The organism is Thioclava sp. GXIMD4215 (assembly GCF_045291555.1).
In the GTDB taxonomy this organism is placed as follows: Bacteria; Pseudomonadota; Alphaproteobacteria; order Rhodobacterales; family Rhodobacteraceae; genus Thioclava; species Thioclava litoralis.
Map to the genome: position 1 here is coordinate 804,756 of NZ_CP149515.1, position 23,970 is coordinate 828,725.

The following is a 23,970-nucleotide window of genomic DNA, read 5'->3' on the forward strand; positions in this document are numbered from 1 at the left end:
CAATATCGCACAGGGCCTGCTTCCTGCGGGCCCTGGCACCATACCCCGCCTCGCTTGGCGCCGTGCCTTGGCAGGAGATGACGGGGCACGCCCCTCACGGGCCCCTAGCGCCCTTGCTCCAACCCCGAGAAAAACACCGACAAAGCGGCAGGGACAATCGGCTTGGGCAGAATCGTGATCTTCTCGGCCTCGGCCTGCTTCATCAGTTCCAAGGAACGATTGGCCGTCACCAGCCGCACCTTGATATCCCCCTGCTGCTGACGCAGCATGCGGATCAGCTCGACCCCGTTCATACCTTCGCCAAGCTGATAATCCACCAGCCAGAAATCCGGCTCTACACCCGTATCGGCGATCAGCTCCAACGCCTCTTCGGCGCTTGACACATCAAGCACATTGATGCCCCATTTTTCAAGCAGTTGCACCATCGCCCGCGACAGTTCCGCGTCATTCTCGACCAGCAGGACGGTCTGTTCCCGGCTATCCGGTTCGCTGGCATGATAGGCCAGAAGATCGGCCGCCGGTTTGGGCAGGCTGTCCTTGCGGGCCAGAGGAATCTCGACGCTGAACGTCGCACCACATCCCAACTGCGAACGCAGGGTCAGCGGATGGCTCAGCAAGGCCGCGGCCCGCTCGACAATCGCAAGCCCGAGCCCCATCCCCTCCGAGGCAGAGGCCTTGGCATTGACCCGATGGAATTCGCGGAAGATCAGCTCCTGTTCGTCATCGGGAATGCCGGGCCCGCTATCGCGCACCTCCACCCGCACCGCGCCACGCCGGTGACGGGCGCGGACCAGAACCCGTCCCTTGGGCGTATAGCGGATCGCATTGGAGATCAGGTTTTGCAGGATACGGCGCAGATAGGTGTTGTCGGACACCACAACCGCATCCGTGTCGCGGATCAAAAGCTGCAAACCTTTCATCTCGGCAATGGGCGTAAATTCGTCGCGCAGCGCGCGGAACATCGGGGCCAGCGGGATCGGACCGGGATGCACAGCCGCCTTACCGGCCTCGAGCCGTGAAATATCCAGCAGCGCTGAAAGAATTCCCTCGACCGATAGCAGCGCATTCTGCGCCTTTTCCAGCGTTGTTGCCGCGAGCGGGGACATGGTCTCGTCGCTGAGCGAGGCCATATAAAGCTTTGCGGCGGAGAGCGGCTGCAAAAGATCATGGCTGGCGGCGGCAACAAACCGTGCGCGCGAGGCATTGGCCCGTTCCGCCCGTGACAGCGCGTCTTCAAGCTCGAGCGTCCGCTCCATCACCCGCGCCTCAAGCGTATCCTTGGCGCGGCTCAACTCGCTGATGGCCTGCCGCTCGGCGGTGATATCGGTCAGTGACATCACGAAGCCACCATCGGGAAGTTCCTGCGCGTAAAGGTCATAGACCTGCCCGCCCTCGCGCGTCAGCTCCATCTGGAAATTGTCGCGCCGCCGCGCGCGCCGCACCCAATCCGCCAGCCGGTAAGCCGACAGACCATGCGGAAAAACGAACTGGTCGCGCACCTGTTCCAGCAAAAGATCGAACTGCATCCCGCGCCGCAACCGATTGCGCGGCAACAGCAAAAGCTCTGCCAGCCGTTCATTCCACCCCAACAGACGCAACCGCGCGTCAAAGATACAGGCACCCAGCTTCAGATGTTCCAGCGTGGCTTGCAAGATCCGTGTCTGGTCATCCAGAAGCCGCCCGCGCTCTTCGCGTTCGCGGCGGATCAGATCGGTCACCTCGGTCTGCAAAATCACCGTACCACCATCGCGGGTCCGGTGTTCGCTGACCTGGATCCAGCGATCATCGCCCATCTCCTGATTGAAGATGAAGTGATGTTCGTCATGGCGCTTGCGGCGCATCGCCACCCAGTCCGCCCGCGTCATGCCTGCCGGCAAATGCAGATGCGACGAGGCCGACACCAGATCGAGATAGTCGAGAAAGCCGAGGCCGGGCTTGAGATCGGCACGAATATCGATCAGCAGCGCGTTGAAACGGGTATTGCACATCACCAGTTGTTCATGCGCATCGAACAGGGCAAACCCCTCCTGCACCGTCTCGATGGCCGAGGCCAGATTCTGGCGGGCAGATTCGGTTTCGCGATTGGCCTCGGCCAGCCGCGCATTCGACATGTTCAGCAGATCCAGCGCCTTTTCTAGATCCCGCGTGCGTTCGCGCACCTGATCTTCCAGAAGGGCCGCGCGTTCGAACTGCGCATATCCTGCCTCGCTGTCACCACGAGACGATTCCGCATGGCGGATCAATGCCGAGGCAATCGCCAGCAGCTTCTCGTTCTGTCGCAGAATGTCATCACCGGGCCCAAGCAGGGATGCTGCAAGCTGGTCCGGCATCCGGTCCGTCATACTCTCTCCTCTTCCTCCCCTTGGCCCCGAGGCCCGCGCCCCAAGGGAGAGTAAAACGCGATGCCGGTGAAAGTCTGATTAACATGCATCGCTCCGAACTGCTCGCCATAGGTGGAGAACCCCTGCACATTATAGCGCCGCAACAAATCGGATACGGGCTGCATAATCTGCCGTCCCTCGACCTCTATACGTCTGAAAATACAATCGAAGGCCAAAATCAGACCGGGTGCGGCGGGCTGACTGAGACGCTCCAGTTCATCTTCCAGATGACGCACCATATTCTGCGGACGCGCAAGCGTTAACACCAATCCGCGATCAATCGCCGAGAAAAACACCAGCCCGCCATCCTCGCTGCATTCACGGATAGAGCGCACGTAATAGCGCCCGCCCACACGCACCTGCACAGGGTTGATTGAAAAAAGAAACTGGCACAGATCTTTCTCGGCAACCCCGAGCAGTCGGGCATATTCGGCAGCGGCAGGTTCGTCATTGATCCGCAGCACGGCGCGGCGGGCAGGATCTGCCTGCGTAACCACCATGCGCCGCCCCGTGGGCACCAGATGGTCCACCGAAAACATCCGGAAGCTGGCATGGGCGCGCACCAGAAGCAGGATGGCCGCATCCTGATAGAGCCTGCCCGACAGGAACAGGCAGGTCTGCCCCGCCGCCCCCCCATCGCCCGCCGAGCCGCCGAAAACCGGCACCGGCCCCAGACCGCCGGACAGCGTGTTCAGCAGCGCATCCTCTTGGGCATTGGTCCCGTCGGCCAGCAAAAGAGCGAATTCATTCGGCCCCGCCCCCTCGCGCAGGGCCATCGCCTGCCGCCGGTTGGTGATCTGTTCGATGATCTGGCGCGCATCTTCGCGTGCCAGCGAGGACACCAACACCGGTTCGACCTCGAACCCCTCCTGCGGGAAGGCAAAAGCCAGAATCTGCCCCTCGCTATAGCCGTGGCGGGTCAGTTCTCCGCTTGTCGTGCAGCCCGCCACAACAGAGCCGGAAAACAGCCCCTCGGCCTCCGCGACGATCTTGCCGATCTGCGCCTGCGGGCTGCAAAACAGCAGCATCAGCGCGAAGGGCCCCGCGCCCAGTTCTTCGGACAGCGCCTGTAACGGGCGCGCTGCATCGGCACTCACAGAGGCGGTCAGCGGCATCAAAGCGCCTTCGATGCGCCTGTGTTCTATTGCAGCGGACAGCATGGGCGAACTCCGTCAGGCGGGATCAGCGCGGGGTCGCAGGATCGGGCGAGGACGAAAGCGAATGGGCTTCGCGCGCCAGAAGCACGGCCTGCGTGCGCGAATAGACCCCGAGCTTGCGCATGATCGCGGTGACATGCGCTTTCACCGTGGTCTCGGCAATCGACAGATCATAAGCGATCTGCTTGTTCATCTTGCCCTCGCAGATCTGGTCGAGAATGCGCGCCTGCTGGCGGGTCAACTGGCTGAGACGACGGATCGCCTCATCCTGCGACGACGCCTCGTCGGATTTGGTCAGATCGTCGCCCGAACATTCGGGGGCGAAGACCTCGCCTTGGGCGATCGCGCTGAAGGCGATGCGGAACAGTTCGCGCTTGGAATGTTTGGGCACAAAACCCGCCGCACCCGCCAGAAGCGCCTGCCGGATCACCCGCGGCTCATCCACCGAGGAAATCACCACGATCGGCAGTTGCGGTGCGGCAGCACGCAGCTTCATCAGGCCGTCAAGCCCCGTAACATCGGGCAGGTTGAGATCAAGCACGATCACATCGGGACTGGGCCTGCTTTCCAGAAATTCCAGCGCCAGACCGATCCGCTCCGCATGGCTGACCTCTTCGATCCCTGCGACCGTCTGCAAGGTCATCGCCAGCGCATCCCCGAAAAGCGGGTGATCCTCGACAATAAGGGCGGTGCGAAACTCTCGGCTCATAAGCATCTCCTGCAAGGCATCGCGTCTACTCGTTCACAAGGGAAGCAATCGTTTCACGCAAAAGCATCTGTAATAGGGTCTAGGGTAGCGGTGTCCCTAGCCTTTCTCATACTGGCAAAAAGTATAAGCCCGAATGGCGCAGGAAACGATAAAATGATCCCCGAAGGCCTTGCCCTCCCCGAAAGAGGAAAAAAGCCCCGCGCAAAGCGGGATATAAAAGCAACACACGCGATGCATAATTGGCACTATTTCTCAACGATCCCGCCCTCAGCTCTGGTGCTTTGCCGCATATCGGCCTATCCAGCCCCCCTCTGAAACCCCAGCCCGAGGAGAGCATGACATGACGACATTCATCACCACAGTCCTTTCTTCGGACATGGCGCGGTTCTGATCGGCCCAAAGCGTTCCTTTCCCCGTCTGTCCAGTCGCGATTCCAGATCGCTATTTCTTCTTGGAAAGACATACAGCCTATGGGCACTTCCTTTTCAGGCAGGACAGGCCGCGCGCCCGTCCGCCATTTCTACACGCGCGACAGCTGGATTGACGGCCGCGCGGAAGACCAGCTTGCGCAAGTGGCGGGCTGGTCCGGCATGCAATCGGTGGCGGGCTTTCCTGACCTCCATCCCGGAAAATTCGGGCCGGTGGGGGCGGCCTTTCTGGCCGACCGGATCTATCCGCAGCTTGTCGGCACCGATATCGGCTGCGGTATGGGGCTCTGGCGGCTGGACCTGCCACGCCGCAAACTGAAACTCGACAAAGCCGCGAAACGACTTGAGGTTCTGGAACGGGGGACCGATCCCGCGCAGGCCGCTGATGCCTTGGCAGCCGTAGGGCTGACGGGGCAGATCGGGGAGGCCGGTCTGGGCACCATCGGCGGCGGCAACCATTTTTGCGAGCTCCAGACCGTCGAGGAGACCGACGGGACTGCGGGGCTGCGCAAGGGTGATCTGTGCCTGCTGGTCCATTCGGGCTCTCGCGGTTACGGGGCGCAGATTTTCGACGGGCTGGAGGACAGCTGGAAGGCGGGGTTTGACCCGCAAAGCGCGGCGGGGAACGCCTATCTGGCCCTGCATGCACGGGCCGTGGCATGGGCGCGCCTCAATCGTCGCCTGATTGCCGAAACCGCCGCCGACGCTCTGGGCACGACCGTCACGCCTCTTTGCGACAGCGTCCATAATTCGGTGGCGGCGCATCAGGGGCACTGGCTGCATCGCAAGGGGGCCGCCGAGGCCGATCGTGGTCTGGTTCCGCTGGCCGGTTCACGCGAGGCACCAAGCTTCCTGCTGGCGTTGCCGGATACGGTGCCCGAATCCCTCTCCTCGGTGTCACATGGTGCAGGACGGCGCTACGACCGCGCCTCGATGCATGGGCGCATCCGCAAGGTCAGATCCGAACTGGAAGCGCTGACCCGCACCCGTTTCGGGGGCCGCGTGATCTGCCATGACCGCGACCTGCTGATTGAAGAGGCCGGCCCTGCCTATAAGGCCCCCGAAGCGGTGCTGGCGGATCTGACCGCTTTCGGGCTGGCCACGCCGCTGGCGCGCATGGTGCCGCTGATCACCTATAAAACGTCAGGAGGCCAAAGATGAGCCCACGCGAAACCCTGCTTGTCTCCTCGGGCAACGGACCGGCAGAATGCCGTCAGGCGGTCGCATATCTGCTGGAGGCACTGGCTGACGAGGCCGGGATCCTCGGGCTGGATATCGACATATCCGAACGTGCTGCCCTGCATGGCCCGTCTTCGGCTGTGGTCGTTCTGACCGGCTCGGGGGCGACGGATATGGCGCGCGACTGGGAAGGCACGGTGCTATGGCGCTGCGCCTCAAGGCTGCGCCCCGCACATCCGCGCAAGAACTGGTTTGCCCAGATCTTCCGCCTGCCCTCCCGCCCTGCCTGCCTGTCCATTGCCCCCGATGAGGTGGTGATGGACGGCCTGCGCGCCGGAGGTCCGGGTGGCCAGCACCAGAACAAGACCTCCAGCGCGATTCGGGCACGCTGGTGTGACCCGCAGGGCCGCCTCTGGTCGGTTGTGGTGCGCGAGAGCCGCTCGCAGCACCAGAACCGCAAGATCGCAATCGACCGGCTTTCGGCGCTGATCTCTGCCGATCGGGCCATGAACGAGGCGGCGGCGCGCATGGCGCTGCACGACCTGCACGGCCAGATCCAGCGCGGGAACCCGAGACGGGTGTTCGACGGGCCGAACTTCCGGCCCGCATGAAGCGTCCCGTTTCAAACCGGTTTGACGATCAATAACTTAAAAAACGGCCCCGTCCTGCGGGGCCGTTTGTTGTGTCAAGGATGCTCGCCAGCTTGGGCGAAGACCCTGCGGATCAGGCCCAATCGCCGTTGCGGAAAATCGCGACACGACTGCCATCGGCACGAATACCATCGATATCGGTCTGCGGCCCGCCAATCATCCAGTCGACATGGATCAGCGAGCTATTGCCCCCTTTGGCCGCAATCTCGTCGGGCTTCAGGCGTGCGCCGTCAAGGAAACACTTCGAATAGCACTGCCCCAAAGCGATGTGACAGGCGGCATTCTCGTCATAAAGCGTGTTGTAGAACAGAATACCGGATTCCGAGATAGGCGAATGGAAGGGCACCAACGCCACCTCGCCCAGACTGCACGCGCCATCGTCGGTCGCGACAAGCTCTTTCAGAACCGCCTCGCCCTTGCTCGCACGGACCTCGATGGCGCGGCCATCCTTGAACACCATCTCGATATTCTCGATCAGGCTGCCCTGATGCGACAGCGGCTTGGTCGCGCGCACGGTGCCATTGATGCGGTCCTTATGCGGCGTGGTGAAAACCTCTTCGGTCGGGATATTCGGATTGCAGACGATCCCGTTCTGCGCGGGCGAGGCCCCGCCATGCCATTCATGATCATCGGCCAGCCCCACCACCAGATCAGTGCCCGGCCCCGTGAAATGCAGCGCCGAAAACCGTTCTTCGTTGAGCCAGGCCGATTTTTTCGCAAGCGTCGCGTTATGGTCGGCCCAAGCCGAGACCGGATCAGCCCGATCCACACGGGAAGCCGCAAAAATCGCCTCGGCCAGTTTCGCCTGAGCCTCCCGATCCGAGAGATCGGGGAAAATACGCTTGGCCCACGCCACGGTCGGATAGCTGACAATCGACCAGTTGATTTCAAAATTCGAAATTTTCTCCAATGCGGGTTTATAGGCCTTGGCATTGGCCTTGCCCGCGCGCGACACTTTCGCCGGATCGCATTCCGAAAGCAGCATCGGGTCTTCGCCCACAATCGCCAGACGTGCCGCGCCATTGGCATAAGCCTTGGCCATACCTTCATAAAGCCAGCCCGCTGCGGTGTCGAAACTATCATCCGCAGCATAGTCATAGCGCGCCTTTGCCATCTCGCCATCCGACAGGATCGGCGTCACAAGGCCCGCGCCCGCCTTATAGGCCTCGGCCACGATACGACGCAGAAGCGGCAGTGCCTCGACCGGCGCGGTCACCACAAGATCCTGCCCCTTCCGCAGGTTCAAACCGGTTTGGACAGCCACTTTCGCCAAGCGGTCAAGGGCTTCAAGATCAAAGGGTAAATCAGCCATAAGGCCCTCCGTAATCGTCTTCGCCCCCACGTTCTGCCCTTCCCCACGCAAGGTCAAGCAAGTGGCAAAAGAAAAGGGGCGGAAAGACCCGCCCCTTCTGCCGTAAAACCTGACCAAGATCAGGTAATCACATCCGGCTGCTGCTTGCCGGTGGTCGCGGCAATGCCGACAATCTCTTCGGTCGCCTTGATGATCGGGGCCAAGGCCTCTTGCGGGTCCTGAGCCAGACCTTCGGGACCTGCGACATAGCGCTCCAGATAGACCCGCAGGGTTGCGCCCTCGGTGCCCGTGCCCGACAGGCGCAGCACAACACGCGACCCGCCCGCAAACAGGATACGGAAGCCCTGATGCTGCGAAACGGATTGGTCGACCGGATCGGTATAGGCGAATTCATCGGCATTGCCGACGACAAGCCCCTGATATTCCTTGCCGGGAAGGTCGGAAAGCTTGGCGCGCAAATCATCCAGCATGCCTTCCGCCAGCTCTTTCGGCAGCGCCTCGTAATCATGGCGCGAATAATAGTTGCGGCCAAAGCGCTTGAAGTGATCCGCAACGATCTCGCCGACCGACTGGCCACGCGCCGCGATGATGTTGAGCCACATCAGCACCGCCCAGAGGCCGTCCTTCTCGCGCACATGGTCGGAGCCTGTCCCGAAGCTTTCCTCGCCGCAGAGCGACACGCGCCCCGCATCCATCAGGTTGCCGAAAAACTTCCAACCGGTCGGGGTCTCGAAACAGGCCAGTCCCAGTGCCTCGGCCACACGGTCCACCGCCGCCGACGTCGGCATCGAGCGTGCCACACCCTTCAGCCCCTCGGCATAGGCCGGCACCAGTTTCGCATTGGCCGCGATCACCGCCAGACTATCGGAGGGCGAGACATAGGTGCCCGCGCCCAGAATCATGTTGCGGTCGCCATCGCCATCGGAAGCCGCGCCGAAATCGGGGGCATTCTCGCCCATCATCTCGGCCATCAGCTCATGCGCCCAGGTCGGATTCGGATCGGGATGCATGCCGCCGAAATCCTCCAGCGGCACCTCATGGACCACAGTACCTTTCGGCGCCCCCAGACGGTTCTCGAAGATCTCGACCGCGTAGGGACCGGTGATCGCGCACATCGAATCCATGCGCATCCGGAAGCCCTTGGCAAACAGCGCCTTCAACGCGGTAAAGTCGAAAATGCCTTCCATCATATCGGCATAGGCCGCCACAGGATCGAGCACCTCGACAACCATCTCCCCCAGCGTCTGCGTGCCGATATGGCCCAGATCCACGTCCGGCACGTCCAGTTTGAGATAGGAGGTGATGTTTTTCGTGCGCTCGAAGATCGCATCGGTGATCTTTTCCGGCGCTGGCCCCCCATTGGCCGCGTTATATTTAACGCCAAAATCCTCTTCGAGGCCGCCCGGATTGTGGCTGGCCGACAGGATGATCCCGCCATCGGTTTCAAGCGTGCGGATCAGATGAGAGGCCGCAGGCGTCGAAAGCCACGCACCCTGCCCCACAAACACTTTGGCCGCCCCATTGGCCGCCGCCATTTTCAGAATGATCTGCGCCGCTTCTTTGCCGAAATACCGTCCGTCACCGCCCAGAACCAGAATTTTACCATCCACACCGCCGATCGCGTCAAAGGTGGATTGAATAAAATTTTCCAAAAAGTGCTTTTGCATGAAAACCTTGGTTTTCTTGCGCAACCCCGAAGTGCCGGGCTTCTGGCCCTCGAACGGGGTGGTCTGAATCGTTGTCATGATCTCTCCTCATGGACAGTCGGTCGGCTAATGATTTGATCATATTGCGACTTCTTGCAAGTGCTTGGCGGGTTATGAGCGTGGAACTGCGCATCCGGTTCCGTTACGCGCGACCGCTGCGCCCCTCTCCGCGCCCCTTTCTCATCGCATAGTTAACGCGAGCGGATACATATTCCAGCCAGAGACGCGCGTCCTGAGAACGGCACGTCACAAATGCCACAACCTTAAGCTGAAGGTGAAAAAAGCATCAGCCGGACGCGTCATGCCAGCGGCAGATAGACGATAAACCGCGAGCCTTTGCCCTTTTCGCTTTCAACCTTCAGCCGCCCCCGATGGCGCGAAACGATATGTTTGACAATCGCCAAGCCCAGCCCCGTCCCCCCCTGTTCGCGCGAACGATGGGTATCGACGCGATAGAAACGTTCGGTCAGGCGCGGCAGGTGGATCGCCTCGATGCCGTCGCCCTGATCGGCCACCACCACCCGCAGCGCGGGGCCGCGCAGGGTAGGCTCATGTTCGACAGAGCCGAGCGTCACGCGCACCTGCGCATCGCGCGCCCCATATTTGATCGCATTCTCGATGAGATTCGAGAAAACCTGTGTCAACTGGTCCGGATCGCCCGAGACCCGTTTGGGTCCGGGTTCACCATCGCGCAGCAAGGTCACATTGCGCGCCTCGGCCACCGGAGCCAAAGCCTGTATCGCACCGTTCAGAACGGCAGAGATATCCACCTTTTCCGTCGGACGCCTGCGCTCTTCCGATTCGACGCGGCTAAGCGACAGAAGATCCCCCACCAGCCGGTTCATCCGCGCCGCTTCCCGCTCCATGATCGACAAAAACCGCGTCCGCGCGACCGGATCATCTTTCGCTGCATGCAGTAAAGTCTCGATAAATCCCGAAAGCGCGGTCAGAGGGGTGCGCAATTCATGGCTGACATTGGCCACAAAATCGCGGCGCTGCGCTTCCGCCTCTTCCAGAGCGGTAATATCCTCGATCACCACCAATGCGCCCCCATGCGGCAAGGTGCCCCCCGGCTCGGCCGGCATGGGCGAGACCGTCACCCGCACCGACATCTCGCGCGCGCCAAGCGAGAGGCGGTCGCGCACGCGCTCTTCCCGCTCCTGCCTGAGCGCCTCGTCAAGGGCGAAATTGATGGCGGGTTTACGGATCACGGTCACAAAGGTGCGTCCGGTAAGCCCCTCTCCGAACAATCCAAGCGCCGAGGGGTTGGCGTAGACGATTTTCTCGTCCTTTCCTACCAGCAGGATCGGAAAGGGAACCGCCCCCAAGGCCGCAATCGTCGAAGATTTATTCAAAACGGACTCCTTTTTCCTTTTTGCAGAATTGACCTAAATCAGATCACGGTAAACAGTTGATGACAGGAAATTTTCACATTTACCATTTGCTAACCACTAGCTGTTTTTGGGGTGTGACATTCCACCCGTTGGCGAGTTAACCTGATCATAACGAAAAGGATTGACGCTAAATGATCTCTCGTCTTGGACCCAATAACCCTCCATCAGAGGTCGAACGCAAATCAGCAGAGCTTGCCGACCGACGGATCTTGGTCATAGAACCGACAATGGAACTGCCGCATGCGCTGCGCGGCGTAACGGGCGCGGCCATCACTATTGCACGGCTGACAACTATAGATGCCGCTCTGATTGAAAGAACAGCACCAGATCTTGTGCTCTCGCCGCTGCTTTCCGAAGCGTTCGATATTCTGGATCTCGCGCGGGTGATGATCCGCTATGGCTATAACGGACCGTTGCGGGCCTATTCCCTGCCTCTGCCCAATGCAGACCTGATCCGGCGCGAAGTGCGCCAGATCTGGCCAAATGGTGATTTCGATATATTCGAAATCCCGAATCTCGCGCCCTCTCCAAACTTTTCACGCAGAAGGTAAACGCAAGACGCGGGAGATCAGAGCGCTTTGAGGCCCTTGCGATACCGCTCCGCATTGGCGCGGTAGCGATCAGCCCCCTTGCGCAGCATCGCACGATCCGCCTCTTGCAATTCACGCACGACCTTGCCCGGAGCCCCCAGAACCAGCGAATTATCGGGGATGACCTTGCCTTCGGTCACCAGCGCACCCGCACCAATCAGGCAGCCCTTCCCCACTTTCGCGCCATTCATGATCATTGCGCCCATCCCGACAAGCGTGCCCGCGCCGATTTCGCACCCATGCAGCAATGCGCGATGACCGATGGTGCAATCCGGCCCGACCACAAGCGGGAACCCCATATCGGTATGCATGACCACGCTTTCCTGCACATTGGACCCCGCGCCGATAAAGATTTCCTCGTTATCGCCGCGCAGGGTTGCGCCGAACCAGACCGAGGCCCCCTCTTCCAGCACCACGCGCCCGATCAGATTGGCATCTGCGGCAATCCAGACATTCTCCGCAAGACGCGGCTTGATCCCGTCAAGTTCATAGATCATCGGTTTTCGAACTCCTCATCCAAAGAACGAATGAACGCATTCAGCCCGGGCTGACGATCCCGCCTTGCCCGCTCGGCCATCAAAATGGTTTTCAGCTCGGCCTCGGCGACATCCAGATCGCGATTGACCAGCACATAGTCATATTCCGCCCAATGGCTGATCTCGGACATGGATTTCTCCATCCGCCCCGCAATCACCTCGTCACTATCTTGCGCGCGTGTACGCAACCGGCTTTCCAGTTCGGCAATCGAGGGAGGAAGAATGAAGATCGACACCACATCCTTGCCAAGCGCCGAATTGCGGATCTGCTGCCCGCCCTGCCAATCAATGTCGAACAGCGTGTCGCGGCCTGCCGCCATCGCGGCCTCGACCGGCGCTTTCGGTGTGCCATAGGAATTGCCGAAGACGCGCGCATGTTCGAGCATCTCATCCTGCGCCACCATATGATCGAACTCTTCATGGGTTTTGAAGAAATACTCGACCCCCTCCCGCTCGCCTGGTCGCGGTTCGCGGGTGGTTGCGGACACGCTGAAGCTCAGGGTCGGGTCCCAGCTCATCAACCGGCGCGCCAAAGTGGATTTTCCCGCCCCCGAGGGCGAGGAAAGAATAATCAGGATACCACGCCGATCGGCCATTCAGTCAGCACTCCACATTAGGGTCGTGTATGGGGAATCTGCCGCCGCGAACCAGCCGGACGATCCGGCTTTCGCACGAGAAACAGACATGTCCGCCCCGCCTAGCATCTTTAGCAATAAAAAGTCGAGCCACAGAGCCCGCTCGAGGCCGGTCACCTCCCGATCTGGCGCAAAGATCTGCCACAAGGCGGTTTTTTGGTGGCCCCACGCGCAGAAAACCGGCCCGTTTCCATGCCGCAGTCCCGCCACAAACCCCTCTTCGTTACGATTCGACGGGGCAATCCATTAAAATATCGGCGGGCTTTCTTACGATTGACGCTGAAAAAATCTGACGCGACTCAGGTCCAAATCGACAAGTCTTAACAAATCCTTTCCAAGGCCCAGAAATAAACCTCGGTTTCTTCAGAAATATTAACCATAAGACATTGATTTATTTACTTTAATCACCTGACCATTTGGACAGGTCTCAAGCCGGGATGCGTCAAAGCTTCAAATTGGTCATATATTTTTCTCAAATCATCTTAAAGATGCAAAATCTGATAATATGCAGGCCCTATGTATGAAATATATAACCTATAAATTTCAAAAACTTGCGTGCCATACTTAAGAATATTCCGCCCGTTGGCCCAAGGCATGACACATAGGGATTCAACCATATGTTCGCCGCTAACAGGCCTGCCGACATGTCCTGACCTAGGGGCAAACTTTCGCAAAACGGGCCCGAAATTCTGCCCCTCCTGCCGCAGAAAACCTGCTATAAATTTCCCAAGGGCAGGCAAGGCGCACAGGGCTACGGCCTTAACCATTTAACAAGTTAGTTCTCCATTCGACGAGAAAATGGCGTATTAAGAGTTCAGTAAGCAATTCGATCCCACGGCCTGCAAAATGGCCCATGCCGCAAAAGCGAGGGGACCACAACGCAATCAGACTGGCAGGCACGATACGCCGCCGCGGATGGTAGGAACGATAACGATGGAAAACGATACGAAGATTGTGCGCATGGACCTTAACGCTGGCAAAGCCCGTCAGGTGACCTCTGAACTCCGCGCCTATTGGGAAGCGCTTCGCATGGGCCGCACGGTTCCGGCGCGCTCGGATATCGACCCCCGTGGTATCGAACGTGCTCTGGAATATGCGTTCATCATCGAACGTGTCGCACCGGGCATGGGCCGTTTCCGTCTGGCCGGTATGCATCTCAATGACCTGATGGGAATGGAAGTGCGCGGCATGCCGATGACCGCCATGTTCGAACCCGCTGGCCGTAAAAAAGTGGCCGAAGCCACCGAAGCCTGCTTTACCGGCCCCGCGATTGCCGAGCTGGATCTGATCGCCGATGACGGGATCGGGCGCCCCGCCCTGAAAGCCAAGCTTCTGATTTTGCCGCTGAAATCCGATCTGGGCGATATCAACCGCGCGCTTGGTTGCCTTGTGGCCGAGGGCGAGTCGATCGGGCGCACGCCGCGCCGCTTTACCGTGACCGATGCGCGCATCACGCAGGTCCAACAAGGCAAGCCGACCCCTGCCGAGCTGCCCCAGCCCGTCCGCCCCGAGCTGGCCGGTTTTGCCGAGGACGCACCGGTCTTCGGCCATGCGCCGCGCAAACCGCGCCCCGCCGCACCGGAAATGCCTGCGGCCCCGCAGATGACCACCCCCGAGGAACGTCGCGCCATGTTCCGCGTGGTCAGCAACAACGACTAAACCATAAGGACGGCGCCTCCTTGCGGTTTTCCGCATCGGCGCATGGTCACTCAGAGCCTTCAGAAAGAAGTGAAGCCCCAACGCAAAACGCGGCGGGGCTTCGACCATTTGGGGGATATCACAGCCTCAAAGCCCTTTGGATATAAAAAAAGGGGGCCGTAGCCCCCCCTTTTCAAAGGTTTCCCGCTTACAGATTACTGACAGCGCGTTGCTGCGAGCGGCGGTTTTGCAACTCTTCTGCCACAAGGAAAGCCAGTTCCAGCGCCTGATTGGCGTTCAGACGCGGGTCGCAGGCGGTATGGTAGCGTGACGACAGATCTTCGTCGGACACGGCGCGCAGACCACCGGTGCATTCGGTCACATCCTTACCGGTCATCTCGAAATGCACCCCCCCGGGGATCGTGCCTTCGGCATTATGCACGGCGAAGAATTCCCGCACCTCTTGCAGCACCGCTTCAAACGGACGGGTTTTGTAACCACTGGCCGATTTGATGGTGTTGCCATGCATCGGGTCACAGGACCACACAACATTGGCCCCCTCTTCCTGCACGGCCTTGATCAGACGCGGCAGATGCTCGCCCACCTTGCCCGCGCCGAAGCGCGCGATCAAGGTCAGACGACCGGCCTCGTTTTTCGGGTTCAGCTTGGACATCAGAACCTTGAGGTCTTCCGCCGTGGTCGACGGGCCGCATTTGAGGCCGATCGGGTTTTGCACCCCGCGACAGAACTCGACATGCGCGCCATCGGGCTGACGGGTGCGATCGCCGATCCAGATCATATGACCCGATCCCGCAACCGGCAGACCCGTCGTGGTATCGGTCCGGCACAGCGCTTCTTCATATTCCAGAAGCAGCGCTTCATGCGAGGTGAAGAAATCGACCGTTTTCAGCTCGGGCGCGGTTTCCGATGTCACGCCAGCGGCGGCCATGAAATCCATCGCTTCGGTGATGCGATCTGCCAACACACGGTATTTCGCGGCTTTTTCCTCGTCGGTAAAGCTGGTGATCCAACCGTGCACGCGATGGATATCGGCGTAACCGCCGGTCGAGAACGCGCGCAGAAGGTTCAGCGAGGCCGCAGCCTGCGTATAGGCCTGCAACATCCGGTTCGGGTCCGGCACGCGCGCGGCTTCGGTGAAATCGAACCCGTTGATGATATCGCCACGATAGCTGGGCAGCTCGACGCCACCCACCACCTCGGTCGCCGACGAACGCGGCTTGGCGAACTGGCCTGCCATCCGGCCAACCTTGACCACGGGCACTTTCGCCCCCCAGGTCAGGACAATGGCCATTTGCAGCATTACCTTGAATGTATCACGGATATTATCCGCGCCGAATTCTGCAAAGCTTTCGGCGCAATCCCCCCCCTGAAGCAAGAACGCCTCGCCGCGGCAAGCCCGCGCCAACTCGTCACGCAAACTACGGGCCTCGCCCGCAAAAACCAGAGGAGGCATTCGCGAGAGCGACTGTTCAACGGCATTGAGCGCCGCCGCGTCGGGATAGTCGGGCATCTGTACCCGCGGTTTCGCGCGCCAGTCCGACTTTTTCCAACTCTGAGCCATCAGTTCCTCCATTCCGGCTTCTTATAATTAGGCCCGCGTTATAGACCGGACCTTCGCGGCAATAAACAATATTTTCCCCGACTGCATAAAGTTTAATCCATGATGACAGAAGTGGCAGTGAATTGCCTAGCCCGAGGGCATCGGGGCCGTGCTTTCTCTTGCGGGCGTCCATATTCGGTGATTGGGTCGAAGCCCATCAAAGAGTGATGTGTGTAGGATGCGCAAAACCACCCCCAAAAGACTCACGGCCAGGCCAGCCCCTTCCTATGGCTCCCAGCGCCTTCCGGTGCAGAACCGCGCCAAGCGTGTGGTCTTCCTGCTGCTGGACCGTTTCACATTGATGGCCTTTACCAGCGCGCTCGAACCGCTGCGGCTGGCCAACCAGATCTCGGGTCAGCCGCTATACGAATGGGCGCTGGCCGCCGAGGGGGGCACCAAGGTGCAAAGCTCCAGCCGTGTCGAGATCACGGTGGATATGGGGCTGGACGAGGTGCAGCGCGAGGACACGATCATTGTCTGTGGCGGGATCGATGTGATCGAGGCCACCACCAAGCCGGTGATCAGCTGGCTGCGGCGCGAGGCCCGAAAAGGGGGCGTGATCGGCGGGTTGTGCACGGGTGCATGGGCGCTGGCCGAAGCGGGGCTTCTTGATGAACGCCGCGCCACGATCCACTGGGAAAACCACGATGCCTTCACCGAAGAGTTCGACGAGGTGGATCTGGCGAAATCGGTCTATGTGATCGATGGCAACCGGATGAGCTCGGCAGGTGGCACGGCGGCCCTTGACCTGATGTTGCGCATCGTGGCACGCGATCATGGCGAGGCTCTTGCCAACACGGTTGCGGATCAGCTGATATACACTTCTATTCGCACGGAAAAAGACAGCCAGCGTCTTTCCATTCCCACACGGATCGGGGTGCGCCACCCCAAGCTTTCGCAAGTGATCGGGCGGATGGAGGCGAATATCGAAGAACCGATTTCCCCCGCCAAGCTGGCCACCGAAGTCGGCATGTCGACACGGCAGCTGGAACGGCTGTTCCGCCGCTATCTCGACCGCAGCCCGAAACGCTATTATATGGAATTACGGCTTCAGAAAGCGCGCGCGCTGCTGATGCAGACAGAGATGTCGGTGATCAATGTGGCACTGGCTTGTGGCTTTGCCTCCCCTTCGCATTTCTCCAAATGCTACCGCGCGCATTACCAGACCACCCCCTATCGCGAACGCGGTGCCTCGGGCGGGCATCCGGCTCCTGATCTGGTCGAGGAAGCCCTGCCGATGGTCGAGGAACTGCCCATCGACGCGCCTTGGGATATCGAGATCGCGCAGGACGATTTCGACGAGAACGAGGCCTTCGACGCAGACGATCCAGAAAATGGGCCAGAAAATGGACCAGAAGACGGAAATGCGCCAGCCCGCCGACCGCATGAGCGGAACTTCTAGGCGATCAACTCGCGCAAGGGGCGATTATTTTCTGTGCCACCAGCCCCTTCGCCGTATTTTCGTCCAGCACCTGCTGTGGCACACCTTCCCTTTGATGCGCATCCCTTTTATTCTGACTGGCAAGTCAAAACACGATCAGGGGAGATAACTGATGCGCAACCTTTTGCTGGTAACCACCGCTCTTGCCATGACCGGCACGGCGGCTCTTGCCGATGACGTGAAAATCGGCGTTCTGCTCGGGTTTACCGGCCCTCTTGAATCGCTGGCCCCCGGCATGGCCGAAGGTGCGGAACTGGCGATGAAAGAAGTCAGCGATAGCGGCAAGTTCATGGATGGCTCGACCGTGACGCCGGTTCGCGGAGATTCCACCTGCATCGATGCAGGTGCGGCAACCTCCACCGCAGAGCGCCTGATCACCAGCGATGGCGTGAAAGGCATCTTTGGTGCGATGTGTTCGGGCGCCACCAGCGCCGTTCTGCAAAACGTCGCTATGGCCAATGGTATGGTCATGATCTCGCCTTCCGCCACCTCTCCGGCCCTGTCGGATATGGAAGATGACGGGCTCTTCTTCCGCACCGCGCCCTCCGATGCGCGTCAGGGCGATGTCATGGCCGATATCATTCTGGAACATGGCATCAAATCGGTCGCCCTGACCTATACCAATAACGACTATGGCAAGGGGCTCGCGGATAGTTTCCAAAGCGCCTACGAGGCCAAGGGGGGCACAGTCACGATTTCGGCGTCGCATGAGGATGGCAAGGGCGATTACTCGGCCGAAGTCGGCGCGCTGGCCTCGGCGGGCGGCGATGCGCTGGTGGTTGCGGGCTATGTCGACCAGGGCGGTTCGGGCATTCTGCGCGGGGCGCTTGATACCGGTGCGTTCGACACCTTCGTTCTGCCCGATGGCATGATCGCCTCGGCGCTTGAAAACAACTTTGGCGACGAGCTCGACGGCTCTTTCGGCCAGATCCCCTCTTCGGAAGGCGAAGGCAAGGACAAATTCCTTGCACTGGCGCAAGCGGCAGGCTTCGACGGCAATCAGGTCTATTCCGGCGAATCCTACGATGCAGCGGCCCTGATCATGCTGGCGATGGCCGAGGCGAAATCCACCGATCCGAAGGTCTACAAGACCCATATCATGGATATTGCAAACGGTCCGGGCGAAAAGATCCTGCCCGGTCAACTGGGCCATGCGCTTGACCTGATCGCTGAAGGCAAAAAGATCGATTATGACGGCGCCTCTTCGGTCAATCTGATCAAGGGTGGCGAGTCCGCGGGCACTTTCCGCGAAGTCGAAATCAAGGATGGCAAGATCGAAACGGTTAAATACCGCTAAGCTCTCCGACATGAAGTGGACAGCCCGGGACCAATGCGCCCCGGGCTGTTTTCCGTAGCGCAAGGATCAGGGGTCAAGGGTCCGGCGCGGTCAACAGACGGGACAAAAAATGATAAGGGTTGAAAACCTAAAGAAACAATTCGGCGGCTTCCATGCTGTCGACGGGGTCACATTGGACATCGCCAAAGGCTCGATCACCGGCTTGATCGGCCCGAATGGCGCGGGAAAATCCACCCTGTTCAACGTCATCGCAGGCGTCCATAAACCGACCTCCGGTCAGGTCTTTCTGGATGGCGAGGACATCACCGGCCTTTCACCGGATTCCTTGTTTCACAAGGGCTTACTGCGCACTTTTCAGATTGCGCATGAATTCCCTTCGCTCACGGTGCGCGAAAACCTGATGATGGTGCCCGCAGGCCAGAGCGGCGAAACGCTCTGGTCGGCCTTGTTCCAGCGCAAGAAAATCCGCGAGGAAGAAGCACAGCTCCTGAAGAAAGCCGATGAGGTGCTTGATTTCCTTACGATTTCCCATCTGAAGGATGAAAAGGCCGGCAACCTGTCGGGCGGTCAAAAAAAGCTGCTGGAATTGGGACGCACGATGATGGTCGATGCGAAGATCGTCTTCCTTGACGAGGTCGGCGCCGGTGTCAACCGCACCCTGCTGAACACGATCGGCGATGCCATCGTACGGCTCAACAAAGAGCGCGGCTATACATTCTGCGTGATCGAACATGACATGGATTTTATCGGGCGGCTCTGCGATCCGGTCATCGTGATGGCCGAGGGCAAGATGCTGGCCACGGGGGCTCCCGATACGATCATGCAAAACGAAGCGGTCATCGAAGCCTATCTGGGCACCGGACTGAAGAACAAGGCCGTTGTGGCCACGGAGGCAGAATGAGCTTTCTCTCAGCATCCCAGATGACTGGCGGCTATGGCAAGGCGGATATCCTGCATGGCTGTACATTAACGGTCGAGAAAGGCCAGATTGCGGTGATCGTCGGCCCGAACGGGGCCGGAAAATCCACCGCGATGAAGGCCGTGTTCGGCATGTTGCCGCTGCGCAGCGGCTCGGTCACGCTGGATGGCGACGACATCACCTCCCTCACGCCGCAGGACCGTGTTGGCCGCGGAATGGGGTTTGTGCCGCAGGTCAACAATGTCTTCCCGACAATGAGCGTCGAGGAAAACCTTGAGATGGGCGCATTCACCCGCCGCGACGATTTCCGCGATACTATCGAGCAGGTCTACGAGCTTTTCCCGATCCTGCGCGAAAAACGTCGGCAGAATGCGGGCGAGTTGTCGGGCGGGCAGCGTCAGCAGGTGGCCGTGGGCCGTGCGCTGATGACGAAACCCAAGCTGCTGATGCTGGACGAGCCCACCGCAGGGGTCAGCCCGATTGTGATGGACGAGCTTTTCGACCGCATCATCGACGTGGCACGGACAGGGATCTCGATCCTGATGGTGGAACAGAACGCGCGCCAAGCCCTTGAAATCGCGGATGTCGGCTATGTTCTGGTGCAGGGCGCAAATGCCTATACCGATACCGGCCCCGCGCTTCTGGCTGATCCGGAAGTGCGCCGCACCTTTCTTGGGAGATAAGATGAAAAACATCCTATATCCCTTTGTTCTAATATCTCTTTTCGCGCAAGCTTGCGCTGCAGAAGGTCGCAAGGACACGCTTCTGACCTGTCACTTCGACAGCCGCGAGGTCATCCTTTCCCAGGATGGCGCCGACGGATTGCTCTGGACCGATAACCGCGACCATACCACCGGCGTCATGGCCGCATGGACGCGCAACGACACCAGCATACAGATCACAACGCCTCTGGTGATGGATCTTTCCGTCATGATCACCCTGCCGGCAATGGACCATATCCCCGCTGGCACGCCTGCAAAATTCACCCGTTCGGGACTGGGGCTGACGCCGACCACTCTCGACGGCACTTGTGAGGAACCGGTTTAATGGAAGCCCTCAACGCATTGGTGGCCTTCGCCAATTACGTCTTCATCCCCGCGCTGTCCTATGGCTCGCAACTGGCCCTTGGCGCGCTTGGAGTGACCCTTGTCTACTCGATCCTGCGCTTCTCGAATTTCGCGCATGGCGATATGATGGCCTTCGGCACGGGCGTGACAATTCTTGTGACATGGCTTTTGCAGGATGCCGGTCTGGGCCTTGGTCCCTTGCCCACGGCGCTTCTGGCGCTGCCGATCGGCATCGTCGTCACCGCAGCGCTGGCCTTGGTGACCGACCGCCTTGTCTATGCCCATTACCGCAAGATCCGTGCGACACCGGTGGTGCTGGTCATGGTCTCGGTCGGAGTGATGTTCGTGATGAACGCGCTGACGCGCATCATGATCTCCGTGCTCTCCGTGCCTGTTCTGGGCGCGAAGGAGGCGGTCTCGGGCGTCGACGAAATCCGCTTTGCCGATGGCGAACGCTTTCTGGTCTCGGCGCGCGCATTCAAGAACTGGAGCGGCCTGTCGGAGCCGCTGGCCATCCGCGCCAGCTCGGCCATCACCTTCGTCACCGCAATCCTCGTGATGATCGCGCTATTCTGGTTTCTGAACCGGACGCGGGCGGGCAAATCGATGCGCGCTTTCTCGGATAACGAGGATCTGGCGCTTTTGTCGGGGATCGACCCCAAACGTGTGGTGATGATCACATGGATCATCACCGCCGCCCTCGCCACCATCGCAGGCACGCTTTACGGGCTTGATAAATCCTTCAAGGCTTTCAACTACTTCCAGCTGCTTCTGCCGATTTTCGCCGCCACCATTCTGGGCGGGATCGGCAATCCGGTCGGGGCCATTGTCGGCGGCTATATCATCGCCTTCTCGGAGGTGGGTGTGACCTATGCGTGGAAGAAAATCGCGACCTATCTGATCCCCGGTTGGGAGCCCTCGGGCCTCGTGCAACTGCTCTCCACCGATTATAAATTCGCGGTCAGCTTCACCATCCTGATTGCCGTGCTGATCTTCCGTCCCACCGGTCTTTTCAAGGGGAAATCGATATGAGTTCTCGTCAAGCGGATGCCGCAGCGGGCGGCAAACTGCGCACCCCCATTCTGTTTCTTGCCTTGCTGGCGCTGTTCGCAATCGAGGCGGCGACATCAGGCTGGAATGCGGCTTTGGTGATTTTGAACATGGGCGTCATCAGCGCGATCATGGCGCTGGGGCTCAATCTGCAATGGGGCTATGCGGGCCTGTTCAACGCGGGCACTATGGGCTTTATCGCCTTGGGTGGCGTTGCGCCCGTGCTGATCTCCATGCCTGCCACCCAAGGCGCGATGAGCGCGGGTGGTTGGCGCATCCTGCTGGCGCTGGCCATCGCCATTGCGGTGCTGGCGATTGCGGTGCAACTGTGGAAACGGCTGCGTAAAGGGCTGCGCGGGCTGGCCACCTGCCTCGTGCTGGTGATCGGTTTCTTCCTGTTCCGCGGCGTCTTCGATCCCGGCGTCAGCGCGGTGGAGGCGATCAACCCCTCTGCACAAGGCTATCTGGGCGGGCTCGGATTGCCGGTGCTGTTGGCATGGCCGGTCGGGGCGCTGTTTGCCGCGCTGGCGGCATGGGCCATCGGCAAGGCCGCTTTGGGCCTGCGCTCGGACTATCTGGCGATTGCCACGCTTGGCATCGCGGAAATCATCGTGGCCATGCTGAAAAACGAGAACTGGCTGGATCGGGGGGTGATGAATGTCAACGGCATCCCGCGCCCCTTCTTCATCCCGCGCGAGATAGACCTGCAGGCCTCGGGCGAGTTCGTCGCCCATGCCGCGCAATTCGGCATGGATCCGGTGCTGGCCTCGACCGTATTCGTCAAACTCCTGTATCTTGTGCTTTTCTCGGTGGTGCTGGTGGTTTTCGTGATTGCTGCGCAACTGGCCCTGCATTCGCCCTGGGGCCGCATGATGCGCGCCATCCGCGAAAACGAGGTGGCAGCCGCGGCTATGGGCAAGAACGTGACCAAGCGCCATTTGCAGATCTTCATCATCGGTTCCGCCATCTGCGGTTTCGCAGGGGCCATGATGGTGACGCTGGACGGCCAGCTGACCCCTGCAACCTATAACCCGCTGCGCTTTACCTTCCTGATCATGGTGATGGTGATCCTTGGCGGGTCGGGCAATAACTGGGGCGCGGTTCTGGGCGGTATTCTGGTGTGGTTCCTGTGGATCAAGGCCGAGGCTTGGGGGCCGGATCTGCTGCAGCTTCTGACCGCAGGCATGGCACCGGGCGCGCTCAAGGACCATCTTCTGGAATCTGCGGCCCAGATGCGCTATCTGGCGATGGGGCTGGTCCTGCTGCTGGTGCTGCGCTTTGCGCCACGCGGGCTTCTGCCCGAGCGCTGATGATAACTGGCGTGTCCCGTGACAAACGGGATGCGCCTAACTCCGCGTGATGTCATAGTCGCGCTTGATCGCACGGGTCCTTTCGCCCCAGATCGAATGGGCAAGCCGCGATTGATGCGCCTCAAACGCCCGCCTGTCGATAAAGCTTTCGGTCACGCGCCAGACCAGCGGATCTTCGGTTTCCTCCACCTCGAATAGCAGGCATCCCGGCTCGGCCAGTGTCAGCGCACGGTGTTGCGGCAGATAGAGGCGGATAAGCTCGGCCTCCTCGCGGTTTTTACAAATCAGATGGCCAGAGACATGGACCGGCATAGCGTTTCTCCCGGACGACTGGATCTGAGAACCAGATTTGGAATCAGATGTGCTTGTTCCAAAAGTTTATCGTCAAACGCCGGAGCCACCAAGATACCCGTTTGCGGCGTGGTCAGACGCGACGCATCAAACAGGTTGCGATGCACATGGAACAGATCCGCATGGACCGCCCGCACCGGTTTGTAATACAGCAACACCCTCTGCCCTTCGGCATCCAGAAGCTGCATCCGTAGCCCCTGAAAGGCATCCATCACCAGAACCGGTGCCTGTCTGACGGTCATCTGGTCCAAAGAGCCGGCGGCATCACTTGCGGGCATATAGCGCGGCAGGTGATCCATCCTCACGCGCCCGTGCAGATAGCGGTCATAATAGTCCAGGCAGGCGCGCAGCTCGTTCAGACACCCGATCAACCCGCGATCCATATCCGCCGCGTTCTGACGGGCGATCTGCGCCCCGTGCTGCAAGGCCCGCCGCACCGACACCCCATCATCACGTAGAAAATGCGCCTCCAACGGGCCATAGGCCTCTTCCAAAGCGCGCAGCCCCAGAACCATACCGGAAAGATGCAAAGGCTTCCGGTTCAGGTCGACGAGCTTACTCATATCACCATCCATGCGATCCTCCTTGGGTTGAAATCC

The 23,970-nt window shown here is 60.1% G+C and carries 21 protein-coding genes and 1 pseudogene; 11 read left to right on the forward strand and 11 right to left on the reverse strand.

What is annotated here, in order from left to right:
* Window positions 1-104: 104 nt before the first annotated feature.
* Genes WDB86_RS03920 through WDB86_RS03930 form a run of 3 tightly spaced genes read right to left on the reverse strand, consistent with a single transcriptional unit; the run spans window position 105 to window position 4,247 of the window.
* On the reverse strand, window positions 105-2,342 hold the full coding sequence (locus WDB86_RS03920; protein WP_406720691.1) for a PAS-domain containing protein: 2,238 nt from the start codon (window positions 2,340-2,342) through the stop codon (window positions 105-107).
* The gene (locus tag WDB86_RS03925; protein WP_406736687.1) at window positions 2,339-3,541 is read right to left on the reverse strand and encodes an FIST N-terminal domain-containing protein; all 1,203 of its coding nucleotides are present in this window, start codon (window positions 3,539-3,541) and stop codon (window positions 2,339-2,341) included. Before WDB86_RS03925 ends, WDB86_RS03920 begins: the two co-directional genes overlap by 4 nt.
* A 22-nt stretch (window positions 3,542-3,563) precedes the next feature.
* Entirely contained in the window at window positions 3,564-4,247 is a 684-nt protein-coding gene (locus WDB86_RS03930) for a response regulator transcription factor (protein WP_339107242.1), read from the reverse strand.
* A 470-nt stretch (window positions 4,248-4,717) separates the two neighbouring features.
* On the opposite strand from WDB86_RS03930, the gene WDB86_RS03935 reads away from it, so the two are divergent.
* Window positions 4,718-5,836: an RNA ligase RtcB family protein gene (locus WDB86_RS03935; protein ID WP_406736688.1), complete on the forward strand. Its 1,119-nt coding sequence runs from the start codon at window positions 4,718-4,720 to the stop codon at window positions 5,834-5,836.
* Window positions 5,833-6,465, forward strand: coding sequence for a peptide chain release factor-like protein (locus tag WDB86_RS03940; protein ID WP_339107240.1), 633 nt, complete (start codon window positions 5,833-5,835; stop codon window positions 6,463-6,465). The genes WDB86_RS03935 and WDB86_RS03940 overlap by 4 nt, the downstream gene beginning before the upstream one ends.
* Before the next feature lie 112 nt (window positions 6,466-6,577).
* Here the strand turns inward: WDB86_RS03940 and WDB86_RS03945 are convergent, their stop codons facing one another.
* The 3 genes from WDB86_RS03945 to WDB86_RS03955 all read right to left on the reverse strand — a co-directional run bounded on the left by WDB86_RS03945 (window position 6,578) and on the right by WDB86_RS03955 (window position 10,877).
* Window positions 6,578-7,816, reverse strand: coding sequence for an aminopeptidase (locus WDB86_RS03945; protein ID WP_406720688.1), 1,239 nt, complete (start codon window positions 7,814-7,816; stop codon window positions 6,578-6,580).
* Between the two features lie 119 nt (window positions 7,817-7,935).
* Complete coding sequence (locus WDB86_RS03950; protein ID WP_406736689.1) at window positions 7,936-9,561, reverse strand: alpha-D-glucose phosphate-specific phosphoglucomutase; 1,626 nt, start codon at window positions 9,559-9,561, stop codon at window positions 7,936-7,938.
* 260 nt (window positions 9,562-9,821) lie between these two features.
* Window positions 9,822-10,877 (reverse strand): sensor histidine kinase, encoded by a 1,056-nt coding sequence (locus WDB86_RS03955; protein WP_406736690.1) that lies wholly within the window; start codon window positions 10,875-10,877, stop codon window positions 9,822-9,824.
* Window positions 10,878-11,047: 170 nt separating this feature from the next.
* Here WDB86_RS03955 and WDB86_RS03960 point away from each other — a divergent pair, with 170 nt between their 5' ends.
* Complete coding sequence (locus tag WDB86_RS03960; RefSeq protein ID WP_339107236.1) at window positions 11,048-11,467, forward strand: hypothetical protein; 420 nt, start codon at window positions 11,048-11,050, stop codon at window positions 11,465-11,467.
* A 17-nt stretch (window positions 11,468-11,484) separates the two neighbouring features.
* Here WDB86_RS03960 and WDB86_RS03965 read toward each other — a convergent pair whose 3' ends face one another.
* Together WDB86_RS03965 and gmk are read right to left on the reverse strand one after the other, a co-directional pair.
* Window positions 11,485-12,003, reverse strand: a complete 519-nt coding sequence (locus WDB86_RS03965; RefSeq protein ID WP_406736691.1) for a gamma carbonic anhydrase family protein — start codon at window positions 12,001-12,003, stop codon at window positions 11,485-11,487.
* Complete coding sequence (gmk, locus tag WDB86_RS03970) at window positions 12,000-12,638, reverse strand: guanylate kinase (RefSeq protein ID WP_339107234.1); 639 nt, start codon at window positions 12,636-12,638, stop codon at window positions 12,000-12,002. The genes WDB86_RS03965 and gmk overlap by 4 nt, the downstream gene beginning before the upstream one ends.
* A 972-nt stretch (window positions 12,639-13,610) precedes the next feature.
* Here gmk and WDB86_RS03975 point away from each other — a divergent pair.
* A complete protein-coding gene (locus tag WDB86_RS03975) occupies window positions 13,611-14,336 on the forward strand; it encodes a PAS domain-containing protein (RefSeq protein ID WP_406720684.1) in 726 nt (241 codons plus the stop codon).
* Between the two features lie 187 nt (window positions 14,337-14,523).
* On the opposite strand, the gene WDB86_RS03980 is transcribed toward WDB86_RS03975, so the two are convergent.
* Complete coding sequence (locus tag WDB86_RS03980; protein ID WP_339107232.1) at window positions 14,524-15,897, reverse strand: class II 3-deoxy-7-phosphoheptulonate synthase; 1,374 nt, start codon at window positions 15,895-15,897, stop codon at window positions 14,524-14,526.
* Window positions 15,898-16,114: 217 nt separating this feature from the next.
* Between WDB86_RS03980 and WDB86_RS03985 the strand changes: the two are divergent.
* The 7 genes and pseudogenes from WDB86_RS03985 to WDB86_RS04015 form a co-directional block, all read left to right on the forward strand.
* Window positions 16,115-17,149, forward strand: a pseudogene (locus tag WDB86_RS03985) (GlxA family transcriptional regulator); the annotation flags it as partial.
* A 340-nt stretch (window positions 17,150-17,489) separates the two neighbouring features.
* Window positions 17,490-18,674 (forward strand): ABC transporter substrate-binding protein, encoded by a 1,185-nt coding sequence (locus WDB86_RS03990; RefSeq protein WP_339107231.1) that lies wholly within the window; start codon window positions 17,490-17,492, stop codon window positions 18,672-18,674.
* Window positions 18,675-18,783: 109 nt separating this feature from the next.
* Complete coding sequence (locus WDB86_RS03995; RefSeq protein WP_339107230.1) at window positions 18,784-19,575, forward strand: ABC transporter ATP-binding protein; 792 nt, start codon at window positions 18,784-18,786, stop codon at window positions 19,573-19,575.
* Window positions 19,572-20,276, forward strand: coding sequence for an ABC transporter ATP-binding protein (locus WDB86_RS04000; RefSeq protein WP_406736692.1), 705 nt, complete (start codon window positions 19,572-19,574; stop codon window positions 20,274-20,276). The genes WDB86_RS03995 and WDB86_RS04000 overlap by 4 nt, the downstream gene beginning before the upstream one ends.
* Window position 20,277: 1 nt before the next feature.
* A complete protein-coding gene (locus WDB86_RS04005; RefSeq protein WP_406736693.1) occupies window positions 20,278-20,640 on the forward strand; it encodes a hypothetical protein in 363 nt (120 codons plus the stop codon).
* Window positions 20,640-21,692 (forward strand): branched-chain amino acid ABC transporter permease, encoded by a 1,053-nt coding sequence (locus WDB86_RS04010; RefSeq protein ID WP_339107227.1) that lies wholly within the window; start codon window positions 20,640-20,642, stop codon window positions 21,690-21,692. The genes WDB86_RS04005 and WDB86_RS04010 overlap by 1 nt, the downstream gene beginning before the upstream one ends.
* A complete protein-coding gene (locus WDB86_RS04015; protein ID WP_406736694.1) occupies window positions 21,689-23,020 on the forward strand; it encodes a branched-chain amino acid ABC transporter permease in 1,332 nt (443 codons plus the stop codon). Before WDB86_RS04010 ends, WDB86_RS04015 begins: the two co-directional genes overlap by 4 nt.
* Window positions 23,021-23,056: 36 nt before the next feature.
* Here WDB86_RS04015 and WDB86_RS04020 read toward each other — a convergent pair whose 3' ends face one another.
* Both WDB86_RS04020 and WDB86_RS04025 read right to left on the reverse strand, forming a co-directional pair.
* The gene (locus WDB86_RS04020; protein ID WP_406720680.1) at window positions 23,057-23,332 is read right to left on the reverse strand and encodes a putative quinol monooxygenase; all 276 of its coding nucleotides are present in this window, start codon (window positions 23,330-23,332) and stop codon (window positions 23,057-23,059) included.
* Entirely contained in the window at window positions 23,305-23,934 is a 630-nt protein-coding gene (locus WDB86_RS04025) for a hypothetical protein (RefSeq protein ID WP_406736695.1), read from the reverse strand. The genes WDB86_RS04020 and WDB86_RS04025 overlap by 28 nt, the downstream gene beginning before the upstream one ends.
* Between the last annotated feature and the right edge of the window lie 36 nt (window positions 23,935-23,970).

Bases quoted from the DNA above. Each gene is read 5' to 3' on its own strand.
- WDB86_RS03920 (WP_406720691.1), bottom strand. From the start codon at position 2,342: ATGACGGACCGGATGCCGGACCAGCTTGCAGCATCCCTGCTTGGGCCC.
- WDB86_RS03925 (WP_406736687.1), bottom strand. From the start codon at position 3,541: ATGCTGTCCGCTGCAATAGAACACAGGCGCATCGAAGGCGCTTTGATG.
- WDB86_RS03930 (WP_339107242.1), bottom strand. From the start codon at position 4,247: ATGAGCCGAGAGTTTCGCACCGCCCTTATTGTCGAGGATCACCCGCTT.
- WDB86_RS03935 (WP_406736688.1), top strand. From the start codon at position 4,718: ATGGGCACTTCCTTTTCAGGCAGGACAGGCCGCGCGCCCGTCCGCCAT.
- WDB86_RS03940 (WP_339107240.1), top strand. From the start codon at position 5,833: ATGAGCCCACGCGAAACCCTGCTTGTCTCCTCGGGCAACGGACCGGCA.
- WDB86_RS03945 (WP_406720688.1), bottom strand. From the start codon at position 7,816: ATGGCTGATTTACCCTTTGATCTTGAAGCCCTTGACCGCTTGGCGAAA.
- WDB86_RS03950 (WP_406736689.1), bottom strand. From the start codon at position 9,561: ATGACAACGATTCAGACCACCCCGTTCGAGGGCCAGAAGCCCGGCACT.
- WDB86_RS03960 (WP_339107236.1), top strand. From the start codon at position 11,048: ATGATCTCTCGTCTTGGACCCAATAACCCTCCATCAGAGGTCGAACGC.
- WDB86_RS03965 (WP_406736691.1), bottom strand. From the start codon at position 12,003: ATGATCTATGAACTTGACGGGATCAAGCCGCGTCTTGCGGAGAATGTC.
- gmk (WP_339107234.1), bottom strand. From the start codon at position 12,638: ATGGCCGATCGGCGTGGTATCCTGATTATTCTTTCCTCGCCCTCGGGG.
- WDB86_RS03975 (WP_406720684.1), top strand. From the start codon at position 13,611: ATGGAAAACGATACGAAGATTGTGCGCATGGACCTTAACGCTGGCAAA.
- WDB86_RS03980 (WP_339107232.1), bottom strand. From the start codon at position 15,897: ATGGCTCAGAGTTGGAAAAAGTCGGACTGGCGCGCGAAACCGCGGGTA.
- WDB86_RS03990 (WP_339107231.1), top strand. From the start codon at position 17,490: ATGCGCAACCTTTTGCTGGTAACCACCGCTCTTGCCATGACCGGCACG.
- WDB86_RS03995 (WP_339107230.1), top strand. From the start codon at position 18,784: ATGATAAGGGTTGAAAACCTAAAGAAACAATTCGGCGGCTTCCATGCT.
- WDB86_RS04000 (WP_406736692.1), top strand. From the start codon at position 19,572: ATGAGCTTTCTCTCAGCATCCCAGATGACTGGCGGCTATGGCAAGGCG.
- WDB86_RS04005 (WP_406736693.1), top strand. From the start codon at position 20,278: ATGAAAAACATCCTATATCCCTTTGTTCTAATATCTCTTTTCGCGCAA.
- WDB86_RS04010 (WP_339107227.1), top strand. From the start codon at position 20,640: ATGGAAGCCCTCAACGCATTGGTGGCCTTCGCCAATTACGTCTTCATC.
- WDB86_RS04015 (WP_406736694.1), top strand. From the start codon at position 21,689: ATGAGTTCTCGTCAAGCGGATGCCGCAGCGGGCGGCAAACTGCGCACC.
- WDB86_RS04020 (WP_406720680.1), bottom strand. From the start codon at position 23,332: ATGCCGGTCCATGTCTCTGGCCATCTGATTTGTAAAAACCGCGAGGAG.
- WDB86_RS04025 (WP_406736695.1), bottom strand. From the start codon at position 23,934: ATGAGTAAGCTCGTCGACCTGAACCGGAAGCCTTTGCATCTTTCCGGT.